This window comes from Streptomyces sp. AC627_RSS907, from assembly GCF_019049165.1.
Map to the genome: position 1 here is coordinate 1 of NZ_JAGMUE010000068.1, position 20,147 is coordinate 20,147.

Here is a 20,147-nt window from a genome sequence, read left to right on the forward strand (position 1 = left end):
ATGAGGGCCTGGCTGTCGGTCTCGGCGCCGAGGGGGCAGGTCTGGGTGTCGAGGGCGCGGCCGAGGTCGCCGAGGGTGCGGGCCATGTGGAGGCCGTGGAGGGGGTCGAGGTGGAGGGTGGCGGGGGCGATCTGACGGCCGGGGCCGGTGGGGGCGATGTGCAGGCCGCCGAATTCGGCCCAGGCCTCGACGGCGGCGGGGAAGACGGTGTGGCGGTGCCCGGCCGGTGAGGTGTGCTCGCGCAGGGCGTCGGCCCAGATCTCGGCCTGCTTGATGTCCCAGCGTCCGGGGTGCCAGCCGGCGTCGCGCAGGGCGGCGTCGACGGGGACGGGGAAGCGGGTGGTGGAGGTGCGGTCGGCGTGCATCTGCCCTTGGTTCGTCTCGGTCGTCTCGGTCGTCTCGGTCGTCTGGTCCGTCACGGGCGTCACGGGCGTCACGGGCGTCACGGGCGTCACGGGTCGGCGTGGGGTGCCTGTGGTGGTGTCGGTCGTCTGCTGCGGGTCGGTCGTCTGCTGCGGGCCGGCCGTCTGCGTGGGGTCGGCCGTCTGCGGTGGGGTCAGTCGTCGTGGGTGGTCGGGTCGACGACGCGGACGCCGAAGTGGGCGCTGAGGGCGGTGCAGGCGCGGCAGGGTGGGGCGAAGCTGCCGTGGAGGGGATCGCCGTCCTCGCGGATGCGGCGGGTGGTGAGTTTGGCGTGTCTGAGGGCCTTGCGTGCCTCGCCGTTGGTCATGGGTTTCCGGGAGGCGCGCTTGCTGCGGGCGGCGTCGGCGGTGGTGAGGTGCCGCGAGATGAGGATGGTCTCGGCGCAGCGGCCGGTGTAGCGGTCGCGTTGGCCGCTGGTGAGGGCGTCGAGGAAGTCCTGCACGAGGTGGTGCAGGGCGGGGGGCGTGTCGGCGCGGGTGGCGGTGCCGGTGAGGGTGGTGCCGCGGACGGAGAGGGCGGCGGCGACGGTGGGGAGGATGCCGTCGCGGCGGTGACGGAGGACGGGGATGTGCAGAGCGTCGGTGGCGCTCCAGCCGATGCGGGGGTCACCGCTGCCGGGATCGTCGGACCGGTCGGTGTGCGGGCCCGTCTGTGTCGCACTCATGATCATTTTCCCCTCCTGAGCATCCCCCCGGAGGTCACAGGGTGCCAAATGGCGTGGCTCGTGCGGAAGCTGGGGCGTGGCGACACGCCCGTGCGTGGGCGGTGCGTCACGAGAGGGTGACGGCTGGTCACGGAAGCGGAAGGGCGGGCGTCGGTGCGATGTCCGCTGCCGGTGACCGGCGACGTCGTACCGCATAGGCTGTCGCCACCGCTATCGCGTGCGGTGAACCAGACAGTCCGGACGGTCCAGGCAGTGCAGACGGCCCTGGGCGGTCCGGACAGTGCAGACCCGGATCAGACAGATCAGACAGACGCCGCAGGGGGCAACCGCCATGACGACAGGTCGGCTCGGGCTGGGGGCACCGCCCAGCCGCCAGGCTGGGGGACACGCCGCGCCGCCGAACGCGGCCTACGCCGGGCAGGTCGTGCACTTCCCGGATCCGGTGCGGGCGGCCCGTCACCCGAGAGGGGTACGGGTGGACGAGGGCGGTTATCCCGTTTTCGCGCCGTACGCCCGTGCGGTCGCGGAGATCGCGGAGCCGCCGGAGGGATTCGGGGTCGACGAGTTGCGGCTGACGGACTACGTGTCGGCGAACGCGGCGTTGTCGGCGTCGGGGCACGAGTTGTGGGACACGGTGCCGGCGGTGGCGACGCCGCACGGCTGGACGTGGCATCACGTGCCCGGGTCGCGGCGGATGGAGTTGGTCCCGGTCGAGGTGAAGGCGCTGCTGCGTCATCACGGCGGGCTCGCGACGGCGGCGGTGGACCAGGGCAAGCGGGGCACGCGCCCGTTGCAGGAGACGCGCCCGGTGCACTTCGGGCTGCCGAAGTCGGGTCTGGCGGTGTCGGAGCAGCAGGTGCAGGAGGTCGAGGAGGACCTCGGGTACCGGCTGCCGGGTGCGTACCGCTCGTTCCTGAAGGCGGCGGGCGGGTGCGCGCCGGTGGGTACGGCGCTGGACGCGGAGCTGGGTCTGCTGGTGGACCAGCCGTTCTTCACGGTGCGTGAGGAGGCGGCGGTCAACGACCTGGTGTACGTCAACAAGTGCCTGCGGGACCACCTGACGAAGGACTACCTGGGCGTCGCGTTCGTCCAGGGCGGTCTGCTCGCGGTGAAGGTGAAGGGCGAGCGGATCGGTTCGGTGTGGTTCTGCGCGTACGACGACGCGCGGGACGTGGATCCGGCGTGGCCGCCGGCGGAGCGGGTGGAGCGGTTGCTGCTGCCGTGCGGTGAGGACTTCGACGCGTTCCTGTCGCGGCTGGCGGGTTCTCCGCCGGAGCTGGAGACGGTGGCGAACCTGATGGTGGACGGCGGTTTCGCGCGTGCGGTGCCCGCGGCGCCGGTGTCCGCGGGCGGGGAGTGAGCTGACGATGGTGACGTTCGCGCAGGCGCAGGAGCGCGCGGAGGAGTGGGTCAACGGCGAGCTGCCGGCGTACCAGCATCGCGAGGTGCGGGTGCGGGAGTTCGACCTGGGGTTCGTGGTGTGGGCCGAGGACCGTGCGGACGGGCCGCGCTCGGACGGCGGCGCGCAGCGGTTGGTGCTCGCGCGGGACAGCGGTGAGGCGACGCTGTGGCCGGCCCTGCCGGTGGGTGAGGTGATCCGCCGGTACGAGGAGGAGTACGGCCGTCCCGACGAGGCCGGGGAGCCGGCGCCGGCTCCCGCGGCGCGGGTGGACCTGAACCAGACGTCGTTCTTGCTGACTCCGCCGGAGTGGCTGCAGGAGGCGGCGGACAAGCTGGGCATTCCGGATCGGCGGCAGGAGGATCACGACGCCGCCGGTGGCGCCACCGCGGGCGCCGGTACGGGCGCGCTCCCCGGGACCGGGACGGGGACTCCGTCGGCCCCCGCCGGGCCCGCGACTCCGGCTGCGCCCGCCGCTTCGGCGGGCGGACAGCGGAGCGGGGCGGCGTGGCCGGCGGCCGGGGGCAGCGGTCCCGGTGCCGCTTCCGGGGCGCCGGGTGCGCCGGCCGGGGCGACGCCCTGGGCGGGGACCGACACCAACGGGGACGCCGGTGAGGACCGTTCCGTACCGCTGCCCGAGACCGTGTTCGCGCCGCCGTTGAGCGGTCCCGACGACGGTACGCCGCCGCCCTCGACGACGCCGGACGCCAAGACGGCGCTGATGTCGGGGGGCAGTCAGCTTCCGCCGACGGCGCTCGCGCCCGCGATCGACGACCCGAGCGCGCCGGCCGCCTCCGCGGGGGCGGGTACGCCGCCGGCCGGTCCGGACGCGTCGGCACCGCCGGCCTCGCCGGCCCCGCCGACCCGGCCGCTCGCGCCGGACGCCGGGGACATCGCCGATGCCGCGACCAGCAAGGCGGCGCCCCCACCGCGCCGGGGCGGTGGCGCGACCACGCCGCCTCCGCCGGGTGCTCCGGGGGTGCCGGGCGCGCGCCCCGGTGGTACGCCTCCGCCGCCGTCGGGGCCGCATGCGCCGGGTGCGCCGGGTGCGCCGGCAGGCGGTTACGTGCCGACGCAACTCGTGTCGTCGCTCGGTCCCGAGGGGACGGGGGGGCCGGGTACGCCGCCTCCGCCGGGGGGTTCGCAGCTTCCGGGTGGTCCGGGTGGTCCGGGCGGTCCGGGTGCGCCGGGTGCGGCGCCTTCGCAGGGCGGCGCCTCGCAGCCTCCGGCCGGTCCGGGTACGCCGCCTCCGCCGGGTGGCGCTCCGCAGCCCCCGGCCGGTCCGGGGCGTCCGGGCGCGCCGGGTACGCCGCCCCCGCCGAGCGCCCCCGGTGGGACGCCGCCGGGCGGGATGCACCATGCCGCCACGATGCTGGCCGACCCGGGCCGGACGGGCGGTGGGGCACCTCAGCCTCCCGGCCCGCCGCCCGCACCTCCCCGCGCCCCCGGCGCACCGGGCGCGCCTGCTGGTCCGGGTGTGCCGCCGCCTCCCTCCGCGCCCGGCGCGCCCGGCGCGGCTCAGGGTTCCTCGGGCGGCGCGGGCGGTGCCGTGCACCACGCCCAGACCGTGCTGGCCGCGCCGCCGGCCGGCGGCCCCGGCACGCCTCCGCCGCCCCCGGGCGCTCCGGGTGCCCCCGGTGCCGCACCGCCCATGCCGCCCGGCGCGGTGCCGCCCGGCGCGGTGCCGCCCGGCGCGATGCCGCCTCCCGGTCAGCCCGGTCAGCCCGGTCCCGGTCAGCCGCCGGCGTACGGCTACCCGCAGCAGCCCGCCGGTCTGCCGACCGTCGGTCCGGGCTACCAGGCCGTCCTGCGCTACCGCGCGCAGGACGGGTCCGAGCAGCAGCTGATCCGGCGTTCGGCGCCGGGCACGCCGCACCCGGAGTGGCAGATCTTCCACGAGCTGCGGGCCATGAACGTGCCACCGGACCAGGTGCTGGAGCTGCACACGGAGCTGGAGTCGTGCGAGCTGCCGGGCGCGTACTGCGCGCGGATGATCCGGGAGCAGTGGCCGCAGGCACGGATCACGTCGATCGCGCCGTACGGCACCGACCACGCGAGCAGGCAGCAGGGCATGCAGCAGCTGCTCGCCCACCAGGGTGAGCTGCACCAGGTGGCCGACGGGCCGGCGCGTCCGGCGCCGGTGCGTGCGCCGCTGCCGCCGGTGCAGCCGGTGCCGCCGCTTCCGCCGGAGGCCATCGGGCAGGAGCTGGGGGCCGCGTTCGGTCCGGGGATCTTCCGGTTCGAGCAGGCCGCGGTCTCCCGGCAGGGTGTGCCGCCGGTCGTGGCGCACACGCTGGTGACGGCGGGTCTGCCGATGGACATGGGGCCCTTCTTCTGGGCGCAGGCCCAGCCGGGGCGTCCGGTGCCGACGCTGGCGGAGCTGGCGGCCGAGCGGGGGGTGCAGCCGGCCCCGGACGCGGGCTCGTACCTCGTCGTGGGCAGTGACTTCGGACGCGCGATCTGCGTGCAGTACGGCACGGCGGCCATCGTGGCGGTGCCGGTGGAGGCGGGGCCGGGCGGTGCGCCCGTGCCGCCGCAGTTCGTGAACACGGGGCTGCCGGAGTTCGCGCGCTCCCTGGCGCTGCTGGGCCGGATGTGGCGGCTCAGGTTCGGTCTGAACCAGGAGCAGGCGGGTCGCTGGACGGTGGACTTCCAGGCCCAGCTGGCCGCGCTGGACCCGGCGGCGCTCGGCTCGCCGGAGAGCTGGTGGTCGGTGCTGCTGGAGCAGATGTGGGACGGGTTGCTGTGAGGCGGCAGCGCCGCTGACACCGTCGGCTTCTCAGGGGCCGGGCCCGGTCGCTCTCGTGTGCGACCGGGCCCGGCCCCTTTCCCGTGGCGGGTCGCCGCCGCGGCAGCGTGTCGGAGTGTCACATTATGAATGATTCGTATCGATCCATAAGGATATGCGCGGATTGTCATTGAATCGGGTGAGACTCCGGCGAACAGGGGATCCGGCATGAGCAGCGCATCGGCGTCGCCGCACGGCTTCGTGGTCGTACGGGGACGTGGCTACCGACCCGAACAGGCCGACGCGTGTGCCGAGGCCCTTTCCGGCGAGCGGGACGCCGCGTGGGAGCGGGTGGCCCGGCTCACCGTGCTCGCCCGGGAGATGGGCACGGAACTGGAGCGGCTGCGGGAGACGGTGGCAGGGCTCGCCCCGCAGGACTACGCGGCGCTCGGGGAGCGCGCGCGGCGCCTCTTCCAGCTCGGGGAAGAGGAGGCGCGGGCCGTACGGGAGGGCGCGCGGCGTGCGGCGGAGGAGCTGATGGAAGACGCGCGGGCGCACGCGACCGGCGTGCGCGAGACCGCGCGGGCGCACGCCGAAGCCGTACGCGCCGAGGCCGACGAGTGGGCCCGCCAGCGGCTGCTCGCCGCGCGCGCGGCGGCCGACGAGGTACGGATCGCGGCACGGCGCGAGGTGAAGGCGGGGCGGGCCGAGGCCCTGACCGTGTTGCGTGAGATGCGCGGGCGTACCACCGGGATGCTCGGTGAGCAGAGCAGGGAGCACGCCGAACGATGGGCCGCCGCCGAGCAGGAGGAGGCCGAACGGGCGCGGACCCTGGACGCGCGCCTCGCGGAGGCGTTGGCGCGCGCCGAGCGGGAGTTGTACGAGGCGGAGCGTGCCCTGGCCGACGCCGAGGCGGTGGCCGCGCGCTGGCAGCAGGAGGCCCGGGCGTTGGCGGCCGAGGTGGTCGCCGAGGCCCGGGCTCGTGAGGAGCGGATCGCCCGTGAGACGGAGCGGGTGCTGCGCGAGCACGGGGACCGGTGGGACGACGTGCAGGCGCACATGGCCTCCGCGCGCAGCAGCCTGCGCTCACTGACGGGGCGGGCGGTGGACTGACCCCGGGGCCGGCCCGCGCGGCACCGGCCGGGACGGAGGCCGGGCCGGGGCCCGGCGTCAGGACCAGCGCCGTGACGGAGCCGCCGGCCGCAGTCCGCGACAGACCCCGCTGGTGAAACGCCGTCGGGTGAGGCCGAACCGAGCGGCCCGGTGTGTGCGGACGCCGCCGGCCTCGGGGGCCGCGCCCGGCGGATCCTGGCGGCGGCGGTCGCCTCCGGCGCAACTCCGCACGGTGAAGCGGCCGTTCCGGTTGACCCTGACGCGGCGGAAGGGTGGATGCTCGGTGCGTCCAAGGGTGGAGGCGACCCCGAGGCCGGCTCCGCCCACGGGGGGACTGCCCCTAGGGGTACCTCCGTACTACGGGTCGGGGAGGGTTCGTACCGACGGAGGACGAGACGGACCCGGCGGCGTCCTTAATCTGGCTTTACGCCGCCGGGGGGCGGTGAACCGGACCTGCGGGGGTGGGGTTTTCCCCAGTAAAAGAGTGCGCTGAACACCAGCGCGGCCGGCCCCTTGTTCCGGCCAGACTCTTCGACGTAGCAGCGACACGCACATCGGTACCGCCCGGCGGGCACCGACGGCACCGACGGCTCACTTGATGACCGACATAGGAGACTTGCCATGACATCGGCCGTAACCATTCCCAGGCACGGGAGCACTGGAGGGCGTACGGCCGTTGCCGCGCGAGCGCGGCAGGTCGTCAAGGCGTACGGCTCGGGCGAGACCCGGGTGGTCGCCCTCGACCACGTGGACGTGGACATCGCCCGCGGCCAGTTCACCGCGATCATGGGACCGTCGGGCTCCGGCAAGTCCACGCTCATGCACTGCCTGGCCGGCCTGGACACCGTGACCGGCGGACAGATCTACCTGGACGAGACCGAGATCACCGGCCTGAAGGACAAGAAGCTCACGCAACTGCGCCGGGACCGGATCGGCTTCATATTCCAGGCGTTCAACCTGCTCCCGACGCTGAACGCGCTCGAGAACATCACGCTGCCCATGGACATCGCCGGACGCAAGTGCGACCGCGCGTGGCTGGACCGGGTCGTGGAGACCGTGGGGCTCGCCGGGCGGCTCAAGCACCGTCCCACCCAGCTCTCCGGCGGCCAGCAGCAGCGGGTCGCGGTGGCGCGGGCACTGGCGGCGCAGCCCGAGATCATCTTCGGTGACGAGCCGACCGGAAACCTCGACTCGCGCGCCGGCGCCGAAGTGCTGGGCTTCCTGCGGCAGTCGGTCGACGACCTGGGCCAGACCATCGTGATGGTCACCCACGACCCGGTGGCCGCCAGCTACGCGGACCGGGTGCTGTACCTCGCCGACGGCCGCATCGTGGACGAGATGCACAGGCCGACCGCGGACGCCGTCCTCGACCGCATGAAGGACTTCGACGCCCGGGGGCGCACGTCATGACCGTCGTCAAGACCTCGATGCGCAACTTCTTCGCGCACAAGGGCCGTATGGCGCTCTCGGCGGTGGCGGTGCTGCTGTCGGTGGCGTTCGTGTGCGGCACCCTGGTGTTCACGGACACGATGAACACCACCTTCGACAAACTGTTCGCGGTCACCTCCTCCGACGTGACGGTCATGCCGAAGGACGCCGGGGACGAGGACACCCCGCAGAGCGGCGTGCCCGAGGCGCTGCCGGCCTCCGCGCTGGAGAAGATCCGGGGGGCCGAGGGCGTCAAGTCCGCCGAGGGCGCCGTCGCTTCGATGAACGTGACCGTCGTCGACAGCGACAACGACAACGTGGGCGCCACCAGCGGCGCCCCGACCATCGCCGGCAACTGGACCAAGAACGACCTGCGGTCCATGGAGATCACCTCCGGGCACGCCCCGCGCGGGCCGACCGAGACGATGGTCGACGCCGACACCGCCGACAAGCACGACCTGAAGCTCGGTGACGAACTGCGCACCATCGCGCAGACCGGCGACTTCAAGGCCCGGATCGTCGGCATCGCCTCCTTCACGGTGACCAACCCCGGCGCCGCCGTCATCTACTTCGACACGCCCACCGCCCAGCGCGAACTGCTCGGCGGGACCGGCAAGTTCACCCAGTTCAACGTCACCGCCGCGTCCGGTGTCTCCGACGCGCAGCTCAAGCGGAACGTCGCCACGGCCCTGGGCGACGACACCTACAAGGTGCAGACGGCCAAGGAGAACGCCGACGAGAACCGCAAGGATTTCGGCGAGTTCATGAACGTCATCAAGTACGCCATGCTCGGCTTCGCCGGCATCGCGTTCCTGGTCGGCATCTTCCTGATCATCAACACCTTCTCCATGCTGGTCGCCCAGCGCACCCGCGAGATCGGCCTGATGCGGGCCATCGGCTCCTCCCGCCGCCAGGTCAACCGCTCCGTGCTGGTCGAGGCGCTGCTCCTCGGCATCGTCGGTTCCGTCCTCGGTGTCGCGGCGGGGGTCGGGATCGCCGTCGGTCTGATGAAGCTGATGTCGGCGGCGGGCATGAACCTGTCCACCGACGACCTGACCGTCAAGACGGCCACCCCCGTGGTCGGCCTGGTCCTCGGCGTCGTGGTCACCGTCCTCGCCGCCTACCTGCCGGCCCGCCGCGCCGGCAAGGTCTCCCCGATGGCCGCCCTGCGCGACGCGGGCACCCCGGCCGACGGCAGGGCCGGCTGGATACGCGGACTGATCGGCCTGATCCTCACCGGCGCCGGTGCCGTGGCCCTGTTCACGGCAGCCGCCGCCGACAAGGCGAGCGAGGGCGCGCTGATGCTCGGCGCGGGCATCGTGCTGTCCCTCATCGGCTTCGTCGTCATCGGCCCGCTGCTGGCCGGCTTCGTGGTGCGGGTGATCAGCGCGGTGCTGCTGCGGGCCTTCGGCCCGGTGGGCCGCATGGCGGAGCGCAACGCCCTGCGCAATCCGCGCCGCACCGGCGCCACGGGCGCCGCCCTGATGATCGGCCTGGCGCTGGTGGCCTGCCTCTCGGTGGTCGGCTCCTCGATGGTCGCCTCCGCCACGAGCGAGCTCGACAAGACGGTCGGCGCCGACTTCATCGTCCAGGGCAACCAGCGGATCGTGCCGCAGGCCGAGAAGGCGATGCAGGACACGCCCGGCCTGGAGCACGTCACCCGGTACAAGATGCTCGACGCCACGCTGACCTCGCCCGACGGCAAGACCGACGACGACGGCGTCACGGCCGCCGACCCGACCTACGCCGAGGACGTGAACCGCGCGACGACGCAGGGCGAGCTCTCCGCCGCCTACGGGCCGGACGCCATGTCGGTCGGCACGGACTACGCGAAGAAGCACGGCGTGCGCGTCGGCGACACGATCTCCGTCGCCTTCAAGGGCGGTGAGACCGCGAAGCTCAAGGTCGCCGCCATCACGGACGACGACGTGGCCATCGACCAGGGCGCGCGGTACATCAGCATCGAGACGATGCGCAAGTACCTGCCGGCCGACAGCATCCCGCCGAACACGATCATGTTCGCCAAGGCGGCGGACGGCCAGACCGAGCAGGCGTACGCGGCGCTGAAGAAGTCGCTGGACGCGTACCCGCAGTACCAGGTGCGCGACCAGACGGACTACAAGCAGGAGCTGAAGGACCAGGTCGGCCAGCTGCTGAACATGGTCTACGGCCTGCTCGCCCTGGCGATCATCGTCGCGATCCTCGGTGTGGTGAACACGCTCGCGCTGTCGGTGGTCGAACGGACCCGCGAGATCGGCCTGATGCGGGCGATCGGCCTCTCCCGCCGCCAGCTGCGCCGGATGATCCGCCTGGAGTCCGTGGTCATCGCCCTCTTCGGCGCCCTGCTGGGCCTGGGGCTGGGCATGGGCTGGGGCGCCACGGCGCAGAAGCTGCTCGCGCTGGAGGGACTGAACGTCCTCGACATCCCCTGGCCGACGATCATCGGGGTCTTCATCGGCTCGGCCTTCGTGGGCCTGTTCGCCGCGCTGATCCCGGCGTTCCGGGCGGGCCGCATGAACGTCCTGAACGCGATCGCCACGGAGTAGGCGACCCGACAGCCACCGCACACGGGGGTTGCGGGGGAGGGCCCGGCACCGGCAGTCCTGAGGACACCGGCGCCGGGCCCCTTTCCACGCCACCGTCACCTTTCGGCTGACGGAGTCGGGCGGTCGGTGGGCGCAGGCCCGGGGGTCCAGGGGGCGGAACCCCCGGTGGGCCACCGCCGCGCCGACCACCCCGGCACCGGACGTCATCCACAGCCCCCGGCACCGGCGACCGCAGCGACGTACGCTGGAGACCCCCGGCCCTCACCGCGTCGGGTTATTCGTGTTGCCACCCAGGACGGAAAGCGCCCCCTCCATGAGCCTGCACGGTCTGCTCGACGCCGTCGTCAAGGACACCGCCCTCGCGGAAGCGATCTCGGCGGCCGCAGACGGCAACCGCATGCACGTCGACCTGGTCGGCCCTCCCGCGGCCCGCGCCCTCTCGGTCGCCGCCCTGGCCCGCGAGACGGGCCGTCCCGTGCTGGCGGTGACGGCGACGGGACGCGAGGCCGAGGACCTGGCCGCGGCCCTGCGCTCACTGCTGCCCCCGGAGGGCGTCGTCGAGTACCCCTCCTGGGAGACCCTCCCGCACGAGCGGCTCAGCCCCCGCAGCGACACCGTCGGCCGCCGCCTCGCCGTCCTGCGGCGCCTGGCCCACCCCCGTCCCGACGACCCGGAGACCGGCCCGGTCTCCGTCGTCGTCGCCCCCGTACGCTCCGTACTCCAGCCCCAGGTCAAGGGTTTGGGCGACCTGGAGCCGGTGGCACTGCGCACCGGACAGAACGCCGACCTGAACGAGATCGTCGAGGCCCTGGCAGCCGCCGCGTACGCGCGCGTGGAGCTGGTGGAGAAGCGCGGCGAGTTCGCCGTGCGCGGCGGCATCCTGGACGTCTTCCCGCCGACCGAGGAGCACCCCCTCCGCGTCGAGTTCTGGGGCGACGACGTCGAGGAGATCCGCTACTTCAAGGTCGCCGACCAGCGCTCCCTCGAGGTCGCCGAGCACGGCCTGTGGGCCCCGCCCTGCCGTGAGCTGCTGCTCACCGACGACGTCCGCGAGCGCGCCCGTGCCCTCGCCGAGGACCACCCCGAGCTGGGCGAACTGCTCGGCAAGATCGCCGAGGGCATCGCGGTCGAGGGCATGGAGTCCCTGGCCCCCGTCCTCGTCGACGACATGGAACTGCTGCTGGACGTGCTGCCCAAGGGCGCCATGGCCCTGGTGTGCGACCCGGAGCGGGTGCGGACCCGCGCCGCCGACCTGGTCGCCACGTCGCAGGAGTTCCTCCAGGCCTCCTGGGCGGCCACCGCCGGCGGCGGAGAGGCGCCGATCGACGTCGACGCGGCCTCCCTGTGGTCCATCGCGGACGTCCGGGAACGGGCCCGCGAGCTGGACATGATGTGGTGGTCGGTGTCGCCGTTCGCCGCCGACGACGCGCTGGACGACGCCGACACCCTCAAGCTCGGCATGCACGCCCCCGACACCTACCGCGGCGACACGGCCAAGGCGCTGGCCGACACCAAGGGCTGGCTCGCCGACGGCTGGCGCACGGTGTACGTCACCGAGGGCCACGGCCCGGCCGCCCGCACCGTCGAGGTCCTCGGCGGCGAGGGCATCGCCGCCCGCCTCGACAACGACCTGGACGAGCTGTCCCCCTCGGTCGTGCACGTCTCCTGCGGCTCGATCGACCACGGCTTCGTCGACCCGGCGCTCAAGCTCGCCGTGCTCACCGAGACCGACCTGACCGGCCAGAAGGCCGCCGGCCGCGAGGGCGCCCGGATGCCGGCCCGGCGCCGCAAGACCATCGACCCGCTGACCCTGGAGACGGGCGACTACATCGTCCACGAGCAGCACGGCGTCGGCCGCTACATCGAGATGGTCCAGCGCACCGTGCAGGGCGCCACCCGCGAGTACCTGGTCGTGGAGTACGCCCCCGCCAAGCGCGGCCAGCCCGGCGACCGGCTCTACATCCCCACCGACCAGCTGGAGCAGATCACCAAGTACGTCGGCGGCGAGGCCCCCACCCTGCACCGTCTGGGCGGCGCCGACTGGACCAAGACCAAGGCGCGCGCGAAGAAGGCGGTCAAGGAGATCGCCGCCGACCTGATCAAGCTCTACAGCGCCCGGATGGCGGCGCCCGGCCACGCGTTCGGCGCGGACACCCCCTGGCAGCGCGAGCTGGAGGACGCCTTCCCCTACGCGGAGACCCCGGACCAGCTCACCACCATCGCCGAGGTCAAGGACGACATGGAGAAGACGGTCCCCATGGACCGCCTGATCTGCGGTGACGTCGGCTACGGCAAGACCGAGATCGCGGTCCGCGCCGCCTTCAAGGCCGTGCAGGACGGCAAGCAGGTGGCCGTGCTCGTCCCGACGACCCTGCTGGTGCAGCAGCACTTCGGGACGTTCAGCGAGCGGTACGCCCAGTTCCCCGTGAAGGTGAAGGCGCTGTCCCGCTTCCAGACCGACACCGAGGCGAAGGCGACCCTGGAGGGCCTGCGGGAGGGTTCGGTGGACGTCGTCATCGGCACCCACCGGCTCTTCTCCTCCGAGACGAAGTTCAAGGACCTCGGCCTGGTCATCGTCGACGAGGAGCAGCGCTTCGGCGTCGAGCACAAGGAGCAGCTGAAGAAGCTCCGGGCCAACGTCGACGTCCTGACCATGTCCGCCACTCCCATCCCGCGCACCCTGGAGATGGCGGTCACCGGCATCCGCGAGATGTCGACGATCACCACCCCGCCCGAGGAACGCCACCCGGTGCTGACCTTCGTGGGCCCCTACGAGCAGAAGCAGATCGGCGCCGCGATCCGCCGTGAGCTGCTGCGCGAGGGCCAGGTCTTCTACATCCACAACCGCGTCGAGTCCATCGACCGCGCGGCGGCCCGGCTGCGCGAGATCGTCCCCGAGGCGCGCATCGCCACCGCTCACGGACAGATGTCGGAGCAGGCCCTCGAACAGGTGGTGGTCGACTTCTGGGAGAAGAAGTTCGACGTGCTCGTCTCCACGACCATCGTCGAGTCCGGCATCGACATCTCCAACGCCAACACCCTGATCGTCGAGCGCGGCGACAACTTCGGCCTCAGCCAGCTCCACCAGCTGCGCGGCCGGGTCGGCCGTGGCCGTGAGCGCGGTTACGCCTACTTCCTCTACCCGCCGGAGAAGCCGCTGACGGAGACCGCCCACGAGCGGCTCGCCACCATCGCCCAGCACACCGAGATGGGCGCGGGCATGTACGTGGCGATGAAGGACCTGGAGATCCGCGGCGCCGGCAACCTGCTCGGCGGCGAGCAGTCCGGCCACATCGCGGGCGTCGGCTTCGACCTGTACGTGCGCATGGTCGGCGAGGCGGTCGCGGACTACCGGGCCTCGCTGGAGGGCGGCGTGGAGGAGGAGCCGCCGCTCGAGGTCAAGATCGAGCTGCCGGTCGACGCGCACGTCCCGCACGACTACGCCCCCGGCGAGCGGCTGCGGCTCCAGGCGTACCGGTCCATCGCCGCCGCCAACAGCGAAGAGGACATCAAGGCCGTACGGGAGGAACTCGTCGACCGCTACGGCAAGTTGCCGGAGCCGGTGGAGAACCTGCTGCTCGTCGCGGGCCTGCGCATGCTCGCGCGGGCGTGCGCCGTCGGCGAGATCGTGCTCCAAGGCAACAACATCCGGTTCGCGCCGGTGGAGTTGCGCGAGTCCCAGGAACTGCGGCTCAAGCGGCTCTACCCCGGGAGCGTCATCAAGGCGGGCACCCACCAGGTGCTCGTGCCGCGCCCGAAGACCGCGAAGGTGGGCGGCAAGCCGCTGGTCGGGCGGGAACTGCTCGGCTGGGTGGGCGAGTTCCTGACCTCGATCCTGGGGTCGTAGCCTCCACGGAAGAAGCCGTCCACGGGGACAGGCCCGTGGACGGCTTCGTCGTGTTCGAGATGTGGGGGAGCCACCTGCTTACTGCTGCTCCGGGCGGTCACGGCCCCGCTCGCGTCCGAAGCCGAGCTTGCCCTCGGCCTGCTGCTGCGCGGCGTCGACCTGCTTCTCGTACTTGCCGCCGGTCCTCTGGTTGACCTGGCGTTCGGCGGTGTCGGAGATCTTCCTTGACCTGTCCTTGTCCTTGCCCGCCATGCTCTTCATCTTGTCGAGGATGCCCATGCAGAGCTCCTTCCGAGACGTGACTCACTGTCGACGGTACGGCAGATATGTCCCGCTTGCCCACTAAAGGCCCTATATGGTCTGGACCTCTCCGTCGCTACCGTGGTGGTGGCGACACAGCAAGGGGAGGGGCCCGTATGAGGCGGTACAGCAGGATCCGTTCCGGATGGGCCGCGGGCGCCGCCCTCGTGCTGGCCCTGCTCACCGGATGCGAGGGCGCCGAGGACGACGGGGCCCCGTCCTCGGGCGGCGGTGCCGACGCCCCGGCGGAGGGACAGGCCCAGGGGCAGGCCGCGCAGGGGCGGGCGGTCAGCCCGCTGCGCAACCCGGACGGAACCGGGCCCGGCCTCGCCCCGGTCGCGGGCGACACCGCCGAGGCGACGGCCCGCAGGCTCATCGATGGACTGAAGACCAAGGGCCGCGGACCCGGGACGGGGTACGACCGCGACGAGTTCGGCTACGCCTGGACGGACACGGCCGACGGCGTGCCCCTCGCCCGGAACGGTTGTGACACGCGGAACGACCTGCTGAAACGCGATGGCCAGAAGCTGCGCTTCCGCTCCGGCTCGGACTGCGTGGTCATCTCGATGACGCTGGACGATCCGTACACCGGGACGACCATCGAGTGGCGCAAGCAGGAGGCGAGCGAGGTCCAGATCGACCACGTCGTGCCGCTCTCCTACAGCTGGCAGATGGGCTCCTCGCGGTGGACGGAGAGCAAGCGCGAACAACTGGCGAACGACCCGCTCAACCTGCTCCCGGTCGAAGGCCGGGCGAACTCGGCCAAGCGGGACTCCGGTCCCGCGTCCTGGCTCCCGCCGGCCAAGTCGATCCGGTGCGCGTACGCGGTCCGCTTCGCGCAGGTCGCCGTCAAGTACGAGCTGGCGGTGACCGCGCCGGACCGGCAGGCGATGCTGCGGCAGTGCGGCGGCTGAAGCGGCGGCGCGATCCGGGGGCCCGATCCGGGGGCCGCGTCCCCGGGCGCGGGACCGGAGCCCGGAATCCGCGGTCAGAAGTTGCCGTTGCCGAGGATCTCGCCGTCGGCGTCGTAGACGGTGACGAGGCCGTTCTCGCTCTGCTTCCAGTCGGCGAACGCTGAGGCGATCAACTTGGCGGGACCCGTGCCTTCGCCCATGATGCCGCCGGTGAAGTCGGTGTAGACGTCGGCGGCGTCGAGGACGTCGTTCTGTTCGTCGGCGCCCTGCACCTTGGTGACGTGGGAGACGGCCTGCTTCTCCGTGGGCGTTCCGTTCTTCTCCACGAACGCCTTGAACTGGTCGGCCTGGGACGCCTTCTCGGCGGCCTTGCCCTCGGCGGCCTTGTCCTCGGCGGGCTTCGCGTCGGACTTGCCGTCCGCCTTCGCGCCGCCGGGCTTCTCGTTCGCGCCGACGGAGGTCCGGCTGTCGCTCGCGCCGTCGCTGCCCCCGTCGCCCGAGTTCGCCGACACCGCGCCGATGATGGCGAGACCCACGACAGCGCCCAGCGCGACCCTGGTCTTCATGCCCATGACTATGTCCCCTCCCGATGCCGCGACCGCCTCCTCTCGGCGACCGCCCGTTCGCGGGGTCAATAAGAACAGATGGTGTGAACCGAGTCAACCAAGTTCACAGGGTTGGGTGTGTACACGGTCGTGAATCGGGGCGAACGCGTGTGCGTCGGTATGCTCGGCGTCACACAAGCGACGAGGGAGCCGTGCGGGTGCAGGACAACGCGACAGAAGTGACCGCAGCCGGGATCGCGCGGCTCGCCGGTGTCGGCCGAGCGGCCGTGAGCAACTGGCGCCGTCGGCACGCCGACTTCCCCAAGCCGGTCGGCGGCACCGAGACCAGCCCCTCCTTCGCCCTCGCCGCGGTGGAGGGCTGGCTGCGGGACCACGGCAAACTCGCCGAAGTCCCGCTGCGGGAACGGGTCTGGCAGCAGCTCGTGGGCCACCCCGAGGGGCCGGTCACCGCCCTCACCCACGCCGGCTGCGTCCTGCTGCTGATCCACGACCGCCCCACGCTGTGGCTGGACCTGAGCGCCGGCTCGGACGAACGCCTCGCGGCGATGCTGCCCGAGGCGCTGGACCAGGTGCTGACGCCGCGTTTCGGGGCGGTGCGCAAGGGGCGCCGAGCCCGCGCGCGGAGTGCGGCCGCCGGGGCCGCGACGGAGGTCGCAACGGAGGCCGCAGCCGAGCCCGCAACCGGGCCCGCACCTGCAACCGGGCCCGCAACCGGGCCCGCACCGGCGGCGTCGCCCGCTGTGAACCCGAGCTCCGGTGGCCGGGCGGCCGACGCCGTTCACACGGAGCACTCCGTGAAGGCACCGGTCGCTGTGAACACCCCGCCGATGGTTCACACTCCGCCCGCCGTACGCACCCCAACCGGCCCCGCCCTCCTCGCCTCCGCCCCCCTCCTGCGCGGCACCGCCGAACTGGCCGCCGAACTCGGGACCCGGAAGGCCTTCGAGTTCCTGCTCGGCCGGCACCTCGACGCCAACCCCCGCCAGTACACGCTCACCCCCGCCGACCTCGCCGACCTCATGGCGGACCTCGCCGGCCGGCCCCGCACCGTCCTCGACCCCGCCTGCGGCACCGGCACCCTCCTGCGCGCCGCCGCCCCCCGCACCGAGCAGGCCGGGCCCGCGCAGGAGCTGTACCTCCAGGACGCCGCCCCGGACCTCGCCGCCCTCGCCGCGCTCCGGCTCGCCCTGCACACCCGCGCCGCCGCCCGCGCCGCCGCCGGGGACACCCTGCGCGCGGACGCCTTCCCCGACCTGCGCGCGGACGCCGTCCTGTGCCACCCGCCGTTCAACGAGCGCAACTGGGGGCATGACGAACTCGCCTACGACGCCCGCTGGGAGTACGGCTTCCCCGCCCGCACCGAGTCCGAGCTGGCCTGGGTGCAGCACGCGCTCGCCCGCCTGAAGGACGGCGGCACGGCCGTCCTCCTCATGCCGCCGGCCGCCGCCTCCCGCCGCTCCGGCCGCCGTGTCCGCGCCGACCTGCTGCGCCGGGGCGCGCTGCGGGCGGTGGTGGCGCTGCCCGTCGGCGCGGCACCGCCGTACAACCTCCCGCTCCACCTGTGGGTGCTGCGCCGCCCCGAGAAGGCGCCCGCGCAGCCGGAGGTGCTGCTCGCCGACGTGGGGCGGCACGCCGGTGAGCAGCGCGGCGGACCGGACTGGCGTGCCGTGCGGGAAGCCGTGCTCGACGCCTGGCGGGACTTCGACGCCACCGGCCGCCTGGACGAACGGCCCGGTCTGGCACGCTCCCTCCCGGTCATCGAGCTCCTCGACGACGACGTCGACCTGGCCCCCGCCCGCCACCTGCCGCCCCCCGCGGCCGCCGACGGCGCCGGAGAGCTCACGGACCTGCGCGAGCGCCTCGGCGACACCCTGCGCCTGACCGCCGACCTCACCCCGCGGGTCACCGACACCGCACGGTCCGCGCCCCGCTGGCCCCTCACCACCGTCGGTGAACTCGCCCGCGGCGGCGCCCTGGTGATGCGCACCGGCGGCAACGGCGGCCACGCGCGCGTACCCGTGCTCACCGACCACGACGTACTGTCCGGAACCGGCCCCTCCGGAAGCCTCCCGGCGAGCGACGAGGAACCCGTACTGACCGCCCAGGGGGACGTCGTCGTCCCCGTGCTCGGCGGCGGCTCCGTCGCGCGCGTGATCGACGAAGCGACCGCCGGCGCCGCCCTGGGGCGCAACCTCGTGCTCCTGCGCCCCGACCCCACCGCCCTCGACCCCTGGTTCCTCGCCGGTTTCCTGCGCGGCACCGCCAACAACCGCCGGGCCAGCAGCTACGCCTCCACGGCGACCCGCCTCGACGTCCGACGCCTCCAGCTCCCCCGGCTCCCGCTCGACGCCCAACTCCGCTACGGCGCCCGCTTCCGCGCCCTCGACGACTTCGAACGGACCCTCAGGCTCACGGCCCGCCTCGGCGAGCGGCTCGTACGCGGGATGTACGACGGGCTGACGGACGGCACGGTCGCGCCCGACTGACGGACCCGGGAAGGGAAAAGGCCGGCGGCGACTACGGTTCGGTACAACGGGAGCTGGTGTCCGAGTCGGCCTATACGCTCGTCCTCACACTGGCCCGTCCGGTGTACGTCCGGTTCCCACAGGCCTCCAGGAGCAACCATGCACGGCCAGGGCTACGTGCCGCCGCCACCGCCGCCGCGTCGACCGTCGACCGCGGTGCTGGTCGTGCTGCGTGTCCTCTTCGTGGCCCTGCCCCTGCTGAGTATCGGGTTCCTCGCCTGGGTCTCGACGCTGTGGGCGGCCATCGTGACCCGTAAGCCGCGCGACTGGTGGGCGTTCGCGGCGTCGGTCGCCGTCCTGGCGGTCAGTTTCAGCCTGCTCGCCACCGACAACACGGGCGACTTCAGCAGCCCGAAGGGCAACGCGGGCATGATCATCCTGTTGCTCAACGCCTGCGCCTGCGCGGGCTACTTCCTGTACACGGACGTCCGGCACTACCAGTCGCCTTACCACCCCAGCGTCATGGCGCCCCGGCCGCCGGCCGCCGGGTACGGGCACCCGCAGGCCCCGTACCCGTACGCCGCCGCGCCGACGCAGCCGCCGGCCGCCCCCTACCAGGTTCCGCAACCGCAGCTTCCCGTGCAGCCGCCCCCGCACCGGCAACCGCCCCCGCCCGCCCGCATCGACCAGGTCCGCGCCGAGCTCGACGAACTCAGCGACTACCTGCGCCGACACGACGGCCAGGGCGGCGACGGCGGCCACGAGGGCGGAAGGTGACCATGGCGACAGGACGTGTCGTCGCCGGCCGCTACGAGCTGTCCGCGCTCATCGGACAGGGCGGCATGGGGCAGGTCTGGACGGCGTACGACCGGCGGCTCGACCGGCGCGTGGCGGTGAAGCTGCTGCGTCCCGACAGAGTGGCCGGGCAGGACGCCGACGAGCTGCGCCGCCGGTTCGTGCGCGAGTGCCGGGTGACCGCGCAGGTCGACCACCCCGGCCTGGTCACGGTGCACGACGCGGGCAGCGAGGGCGAGGAGCTGTTCCTCGTGATGCAGTACGTGGACGGCGCCGACCTCTCCGACCACCTCGCCGAGCACGACCCGTACCCGTGGCAGTGGGCCGTCGCGGTCGCCGCGCAGCTGTGCGCCGTGCTGAGCGCCGTGCACGCCGTGCCGATCGTCCACCGCGACCTCAAGCCGCGCAACGTGATGGTGAAGCAGGACGGCACCGTCACCGTCCTCGACCTCGGTGTCGCCTCCGTGATGGACGCCGACACCACCCGCCTCACCCACACCGGCACGCCCGTCGGCTCGCCCGCCTACATGGCGCCCGAGCAGGCGATGGGCGGCGCCGTCGGCCCGTACACCGACCTCTACGCCCTCGGCGTGCTCCTGCACGAACTGCTCAGCGGCGACGTCCCGTTCGCCGGCTCGACGGCGCTCGGGGTGCTGCACCGGCACCTGTACGAACCACCGCTGCCCGTGCGCCGCGTCCGTCCCGAGGTCCCCGAGTCGCTCGAAGCCCTCGTCCTGCGCCTGCTCGCCAAGGACCCGCAGCACCGCCCCGACTCCGCCCAGGAGGTCTACGAGCACCTGGCGCTGCTGCTGCCCGCGCGCTCCATGCCCACCGGCGGCCCCCTCGACCCCACCCGCCCCTTCGTCCGCCCGCACGCCCCCTGGCCCGACCGCGCCCGCACCCCCGCACCCCGGCCGGCGGCCCCCGTGCCGCCCGCCGCCGGGGCGGGGAAGCCGGAC

At 73.3% G+C, this 20,147-nt stretch carries 14 protein-coding genes; 10 read left to right on the plus strand and 4 right to left on the minus strand.

Translation table 11 applies throughout. The annotated features are described in order from the left end of the window. On the minus strand, nucleotides 1–365 hold a 365-nt coding region (locus KUM32_RS17170; RefSeq protein ID WP_217142797.1), incomplete at its 3' end, for an SUKH-3 domain-containing protein. Nucleotides 366–556: 191 nt separating this feature from the next. Beyond that, a complete protein-coding gene (locus KUM32_RS17175) occupies nucleotides 557–1,087 on the minus strand; it encodes a YwqJ-related putative deaminase (protein ID WP_217142784.1) in 531 nt (176 codons plus the stop codon). Between the two features lie 331 nt (nucleotides 1,088–1,418). Here KUM32_RS17175 and KUM32_RS17180 point away from each other — a divergent pair, with 331 nt between their 5' ends. The 6 genes from KUM32_RS17180 to mfd all read left to right on the plus strand — a co-directional run bounded on the left by KUM32_RS17180 (nucleotide 1,419) and on the right by mfd (nucleotide 14,148). Then, the gene (locus tag KUM32_RS17180) at nucleotides 1,419–2,447 is read left to right on the plus strand and encodes an SMI1/KNR4 family protein (protein ID WP_217142785.1); all 1,029 of its coding nucleotides are present in this window, start codon (nucleotides 1,419–1,421) and stop codon (nucleotides 2,445–2,447) included. 7 nt (nucleotides 2,448–2,454) lie between these two features. Then, nucleotides 2,455–5,235 (plus strand): SUKH-4 family immunity protein, encoded by a 2,781-nt coding sequence (locus tag KUM32_RS17185; RefSeq protein WP_217142786.1) that lies wholly within the window; start codon nucleotides 2,455–2,457, stop codon nucleotides 5,233–5,235. Between the two features lie 207 nt (nucleotides 5,236–5,442). Then, nucleotides 5,443–6,327: a cellulose-binding protein gene (locus tag KUM32_RS17190; RefSeq protein ID WP_217142787.1), complete on the plus strand. Its 885-nt coding sequence runs from the start codon at nucleotides 5,443–5,445 to the stop codon at nucleotides 6,325–6,327. 621 nt (nucleotides 6,328–6,948) lie between these two features. Further along, nucleotides 6,949–7,737, plus strand: a complete 789-nt coding sequence (locus KUM32_RS17195) for an ABC transporter ATP-binding protein (RefSeq protein WP_217142788.1) — start codon at nucleotides 6,949–6,951, stop codon at nucleotides 7,735–7,737. Next, nucleotides 7,734–10,301 (plus strand): ABC transporter permease, encoded by a 2,568-nt coding sequence (locus KUM32_RS17200; protein WP_217142789.1) that lies wholly within the window; start codon nucleotides 7,734–7,736, stop codon nucleotides 10,299–10,301. The genes KUM32_RS17195 and KUM32_RS17200 overlap by 4 nt, the downstream gene beginning before the upstream one ends. Before the next feature lie 313 nt (nucleotides 10,302–10,614). Further along, complete coding sequence (gene mfd, locus KUM32_RS17205; protein ID WP_217142790.1) at nucleotides 10,615–14,148, plus strand: transcription-repair coupling factor; 3,534 nt, start codon at nucleotides 10,615–10,617, stop codon at nucleotides 14,146–14,148. A 78-nt stretch (nucleotides 14,149–14,226) separates the two neighbouring features. Here mfd and KUM32_RS17210 read toward each other — a convergent pair whose 3' ends face one another. Continuing rightward, a complete protein-coding gene (locus KUM32_RS17210) occupies nucleotides 14,227–14,427 on the minus strand; it encodes an antitoxin (RefSeq protein WP_217142791.1) in 201 nt (66 codons plus the stop codon). Between the two features lie 137 nt (nucleotides 14,428–14,564). On the opposite strand from KUM32_RS17210, the gene KUM32_RS17215 reads away from it, so the two are divergent. Next, nucleotides 14,565–15,362 carry an HNH endonuclease family protein gene (locus KUM32_RS17215; protein ID WP_217142792.1) on the plus strand — a complete coding sequence of 266 codons (798 nt, stop codon included), beginning with the start codon at nucleotides 14,565–14,567 and terminating at the stop codon, nucleotides 15,360–15,362. A gap of 74 nt (nucleotides 15,363–15,436) precedes the next feature. On the opposite strand, the gene KUM32_RS17220 is transcribed toward KUM32_RS17215, so the two are convergent. Beyond that, nucleotides 15,437–15,934 carry a hypothetical protein gene (locus KUM32_RS17220; protein ID WP_217142793.1) on the minus strand — a complete coding sequence of 166 codons (498 nt, stop codon included), beginning with the start codon at nucleotides 15,932–15,934 and terminating at the stop codon, nucleotides 15,437–15,439. A gap of 191 nt (nucleotides 15,935–16,125) precedes the next feature. Here KUM32_RS17220 and KUM32_RS17225 point away from each other — a divergent pair, with 191 nt between their 5' ends. From KUM32_RS17225 to KUM32_RS17235, 3 genes are all read left to right on the plus strand, one after another. Then, on the plus strand, nucleotides 16,126–18,414 hold the full coding sequence (locus KUM32_RS17225) for an N-6 DNA methylase (RefSeq protein WP_217142794.1): 2,289 nt from the start codon (nucleotides 16,126–16,128) through the stop codon (nucleotides 18,412–18,414). A 138-nt stretch (nucleotides 18,415–18,552) separates the two neighbouring features. Beyond that, on the plus strand, nucleotides 18,553–19,170 hold the full coding sequence (locus KUM32_RS17230; protein ID WP_217142795.1) for a hypothetical protein: 618 nt from the start codon (nucleotides 18,553–18,555) through the stop codon (nucleotides 19,168–19,170). Further along, the coding region (locus KUM32_RS17235; protein ID WP_217142796.1) for a serine/threonine-protein kinase at nucleotides 19,167–20,147 on the plus strand (981 nt) is incomplete at its 3' end. The genes KUM32_RS17230 and KUM32_RS17235, both read left to right, overlap by 4 nt.

What these genes read in the sequence shown, in the direction of transcription:
- KUM32_RS17190 (WP_217142787.1), top strand. Translation starts at nt 5,443, where the DNA reads ATGAGCAGCGCATCGGCGTCGCCGCACGGCTTCGTGGTCGTACGGGGA.
- KUM32_RS17215 (WP_217142792.1), top strand. Translation starts at nt 14,565, where the DNA reads ATGAGGCGGTACAGCAGGATCCGTTCCGGATGGGCCGCGGGCGCCGCC.
- mfd (WP_217142790.1), top strand. Translation starts at nt 10,615, where the DNA reads ATGAGCCTGCACGGTCTGCTCGACGCCGTCGTCAAGGACACCGCCCTC.
- KUM32_RS17210 (WP_217142791.1), bottom strand. Translation starts at nt 14,427, where the DNA reads ATGGGCATCCTCGACAAGATGAAGAGCATGGCGGGCAAGGACAAGGAC.
- KUM32_RS17195 (WP_217142788.1), top strand. Translation starts at nt 6,949, where the DNA reads ATGACATCGGCCGTAACCATTCCCAGGCACGGGAGCACTGGAGGGCGT.
- KUM32_RS17200 (WP_217142789.1), top strand. Translation starts at nt 7,734, where the DNA reads ATGACCGTCGTCAAGACCTCGATGCGCAACTTCTTCGCGCACAAGGGC.
- KUM32_RS17220 (WP_217142793.1), bottom strand. Translation starts at nt 15,934, where the DNA reads ATGGGCATGAAGACCAGGGTCGCGCTGGGCGCTGTCGTGGGTCTCGCC.
- KUM32_RS17230 (WP_217142795.1), top strand. Translation starts at nt 18,553, where the DNA reads ATGCACGGCCAGGGCTACGTGCCGCCGCCACCGCCGCCGCGTCGACCG.
- KUM32_RS17175 (WP_217142784.1), bottom strand. Translation starts at nt 1,087, where the DNA reads ATGAGTGCGACACAGACGGGCCCGCACACCGACCGGTCCGACGATCCC.
- KUM32_RS17180 (WP_217142785.1), top strand. Translation starts at nt 1,419, where the DNA reads ATGACGACAGGTCGGCTCGGGCTGGGGGCACCGCCCAGCCGCCAGGCT.
- KUM32_RS17185 (WP_217142786.1), top strand. Translation starts at nt 2,455, where the DNA reads ATGGTGACGTTCGCGCAGGCGCAGGAGCGCGCGGAGGAGTGGGTCAAC.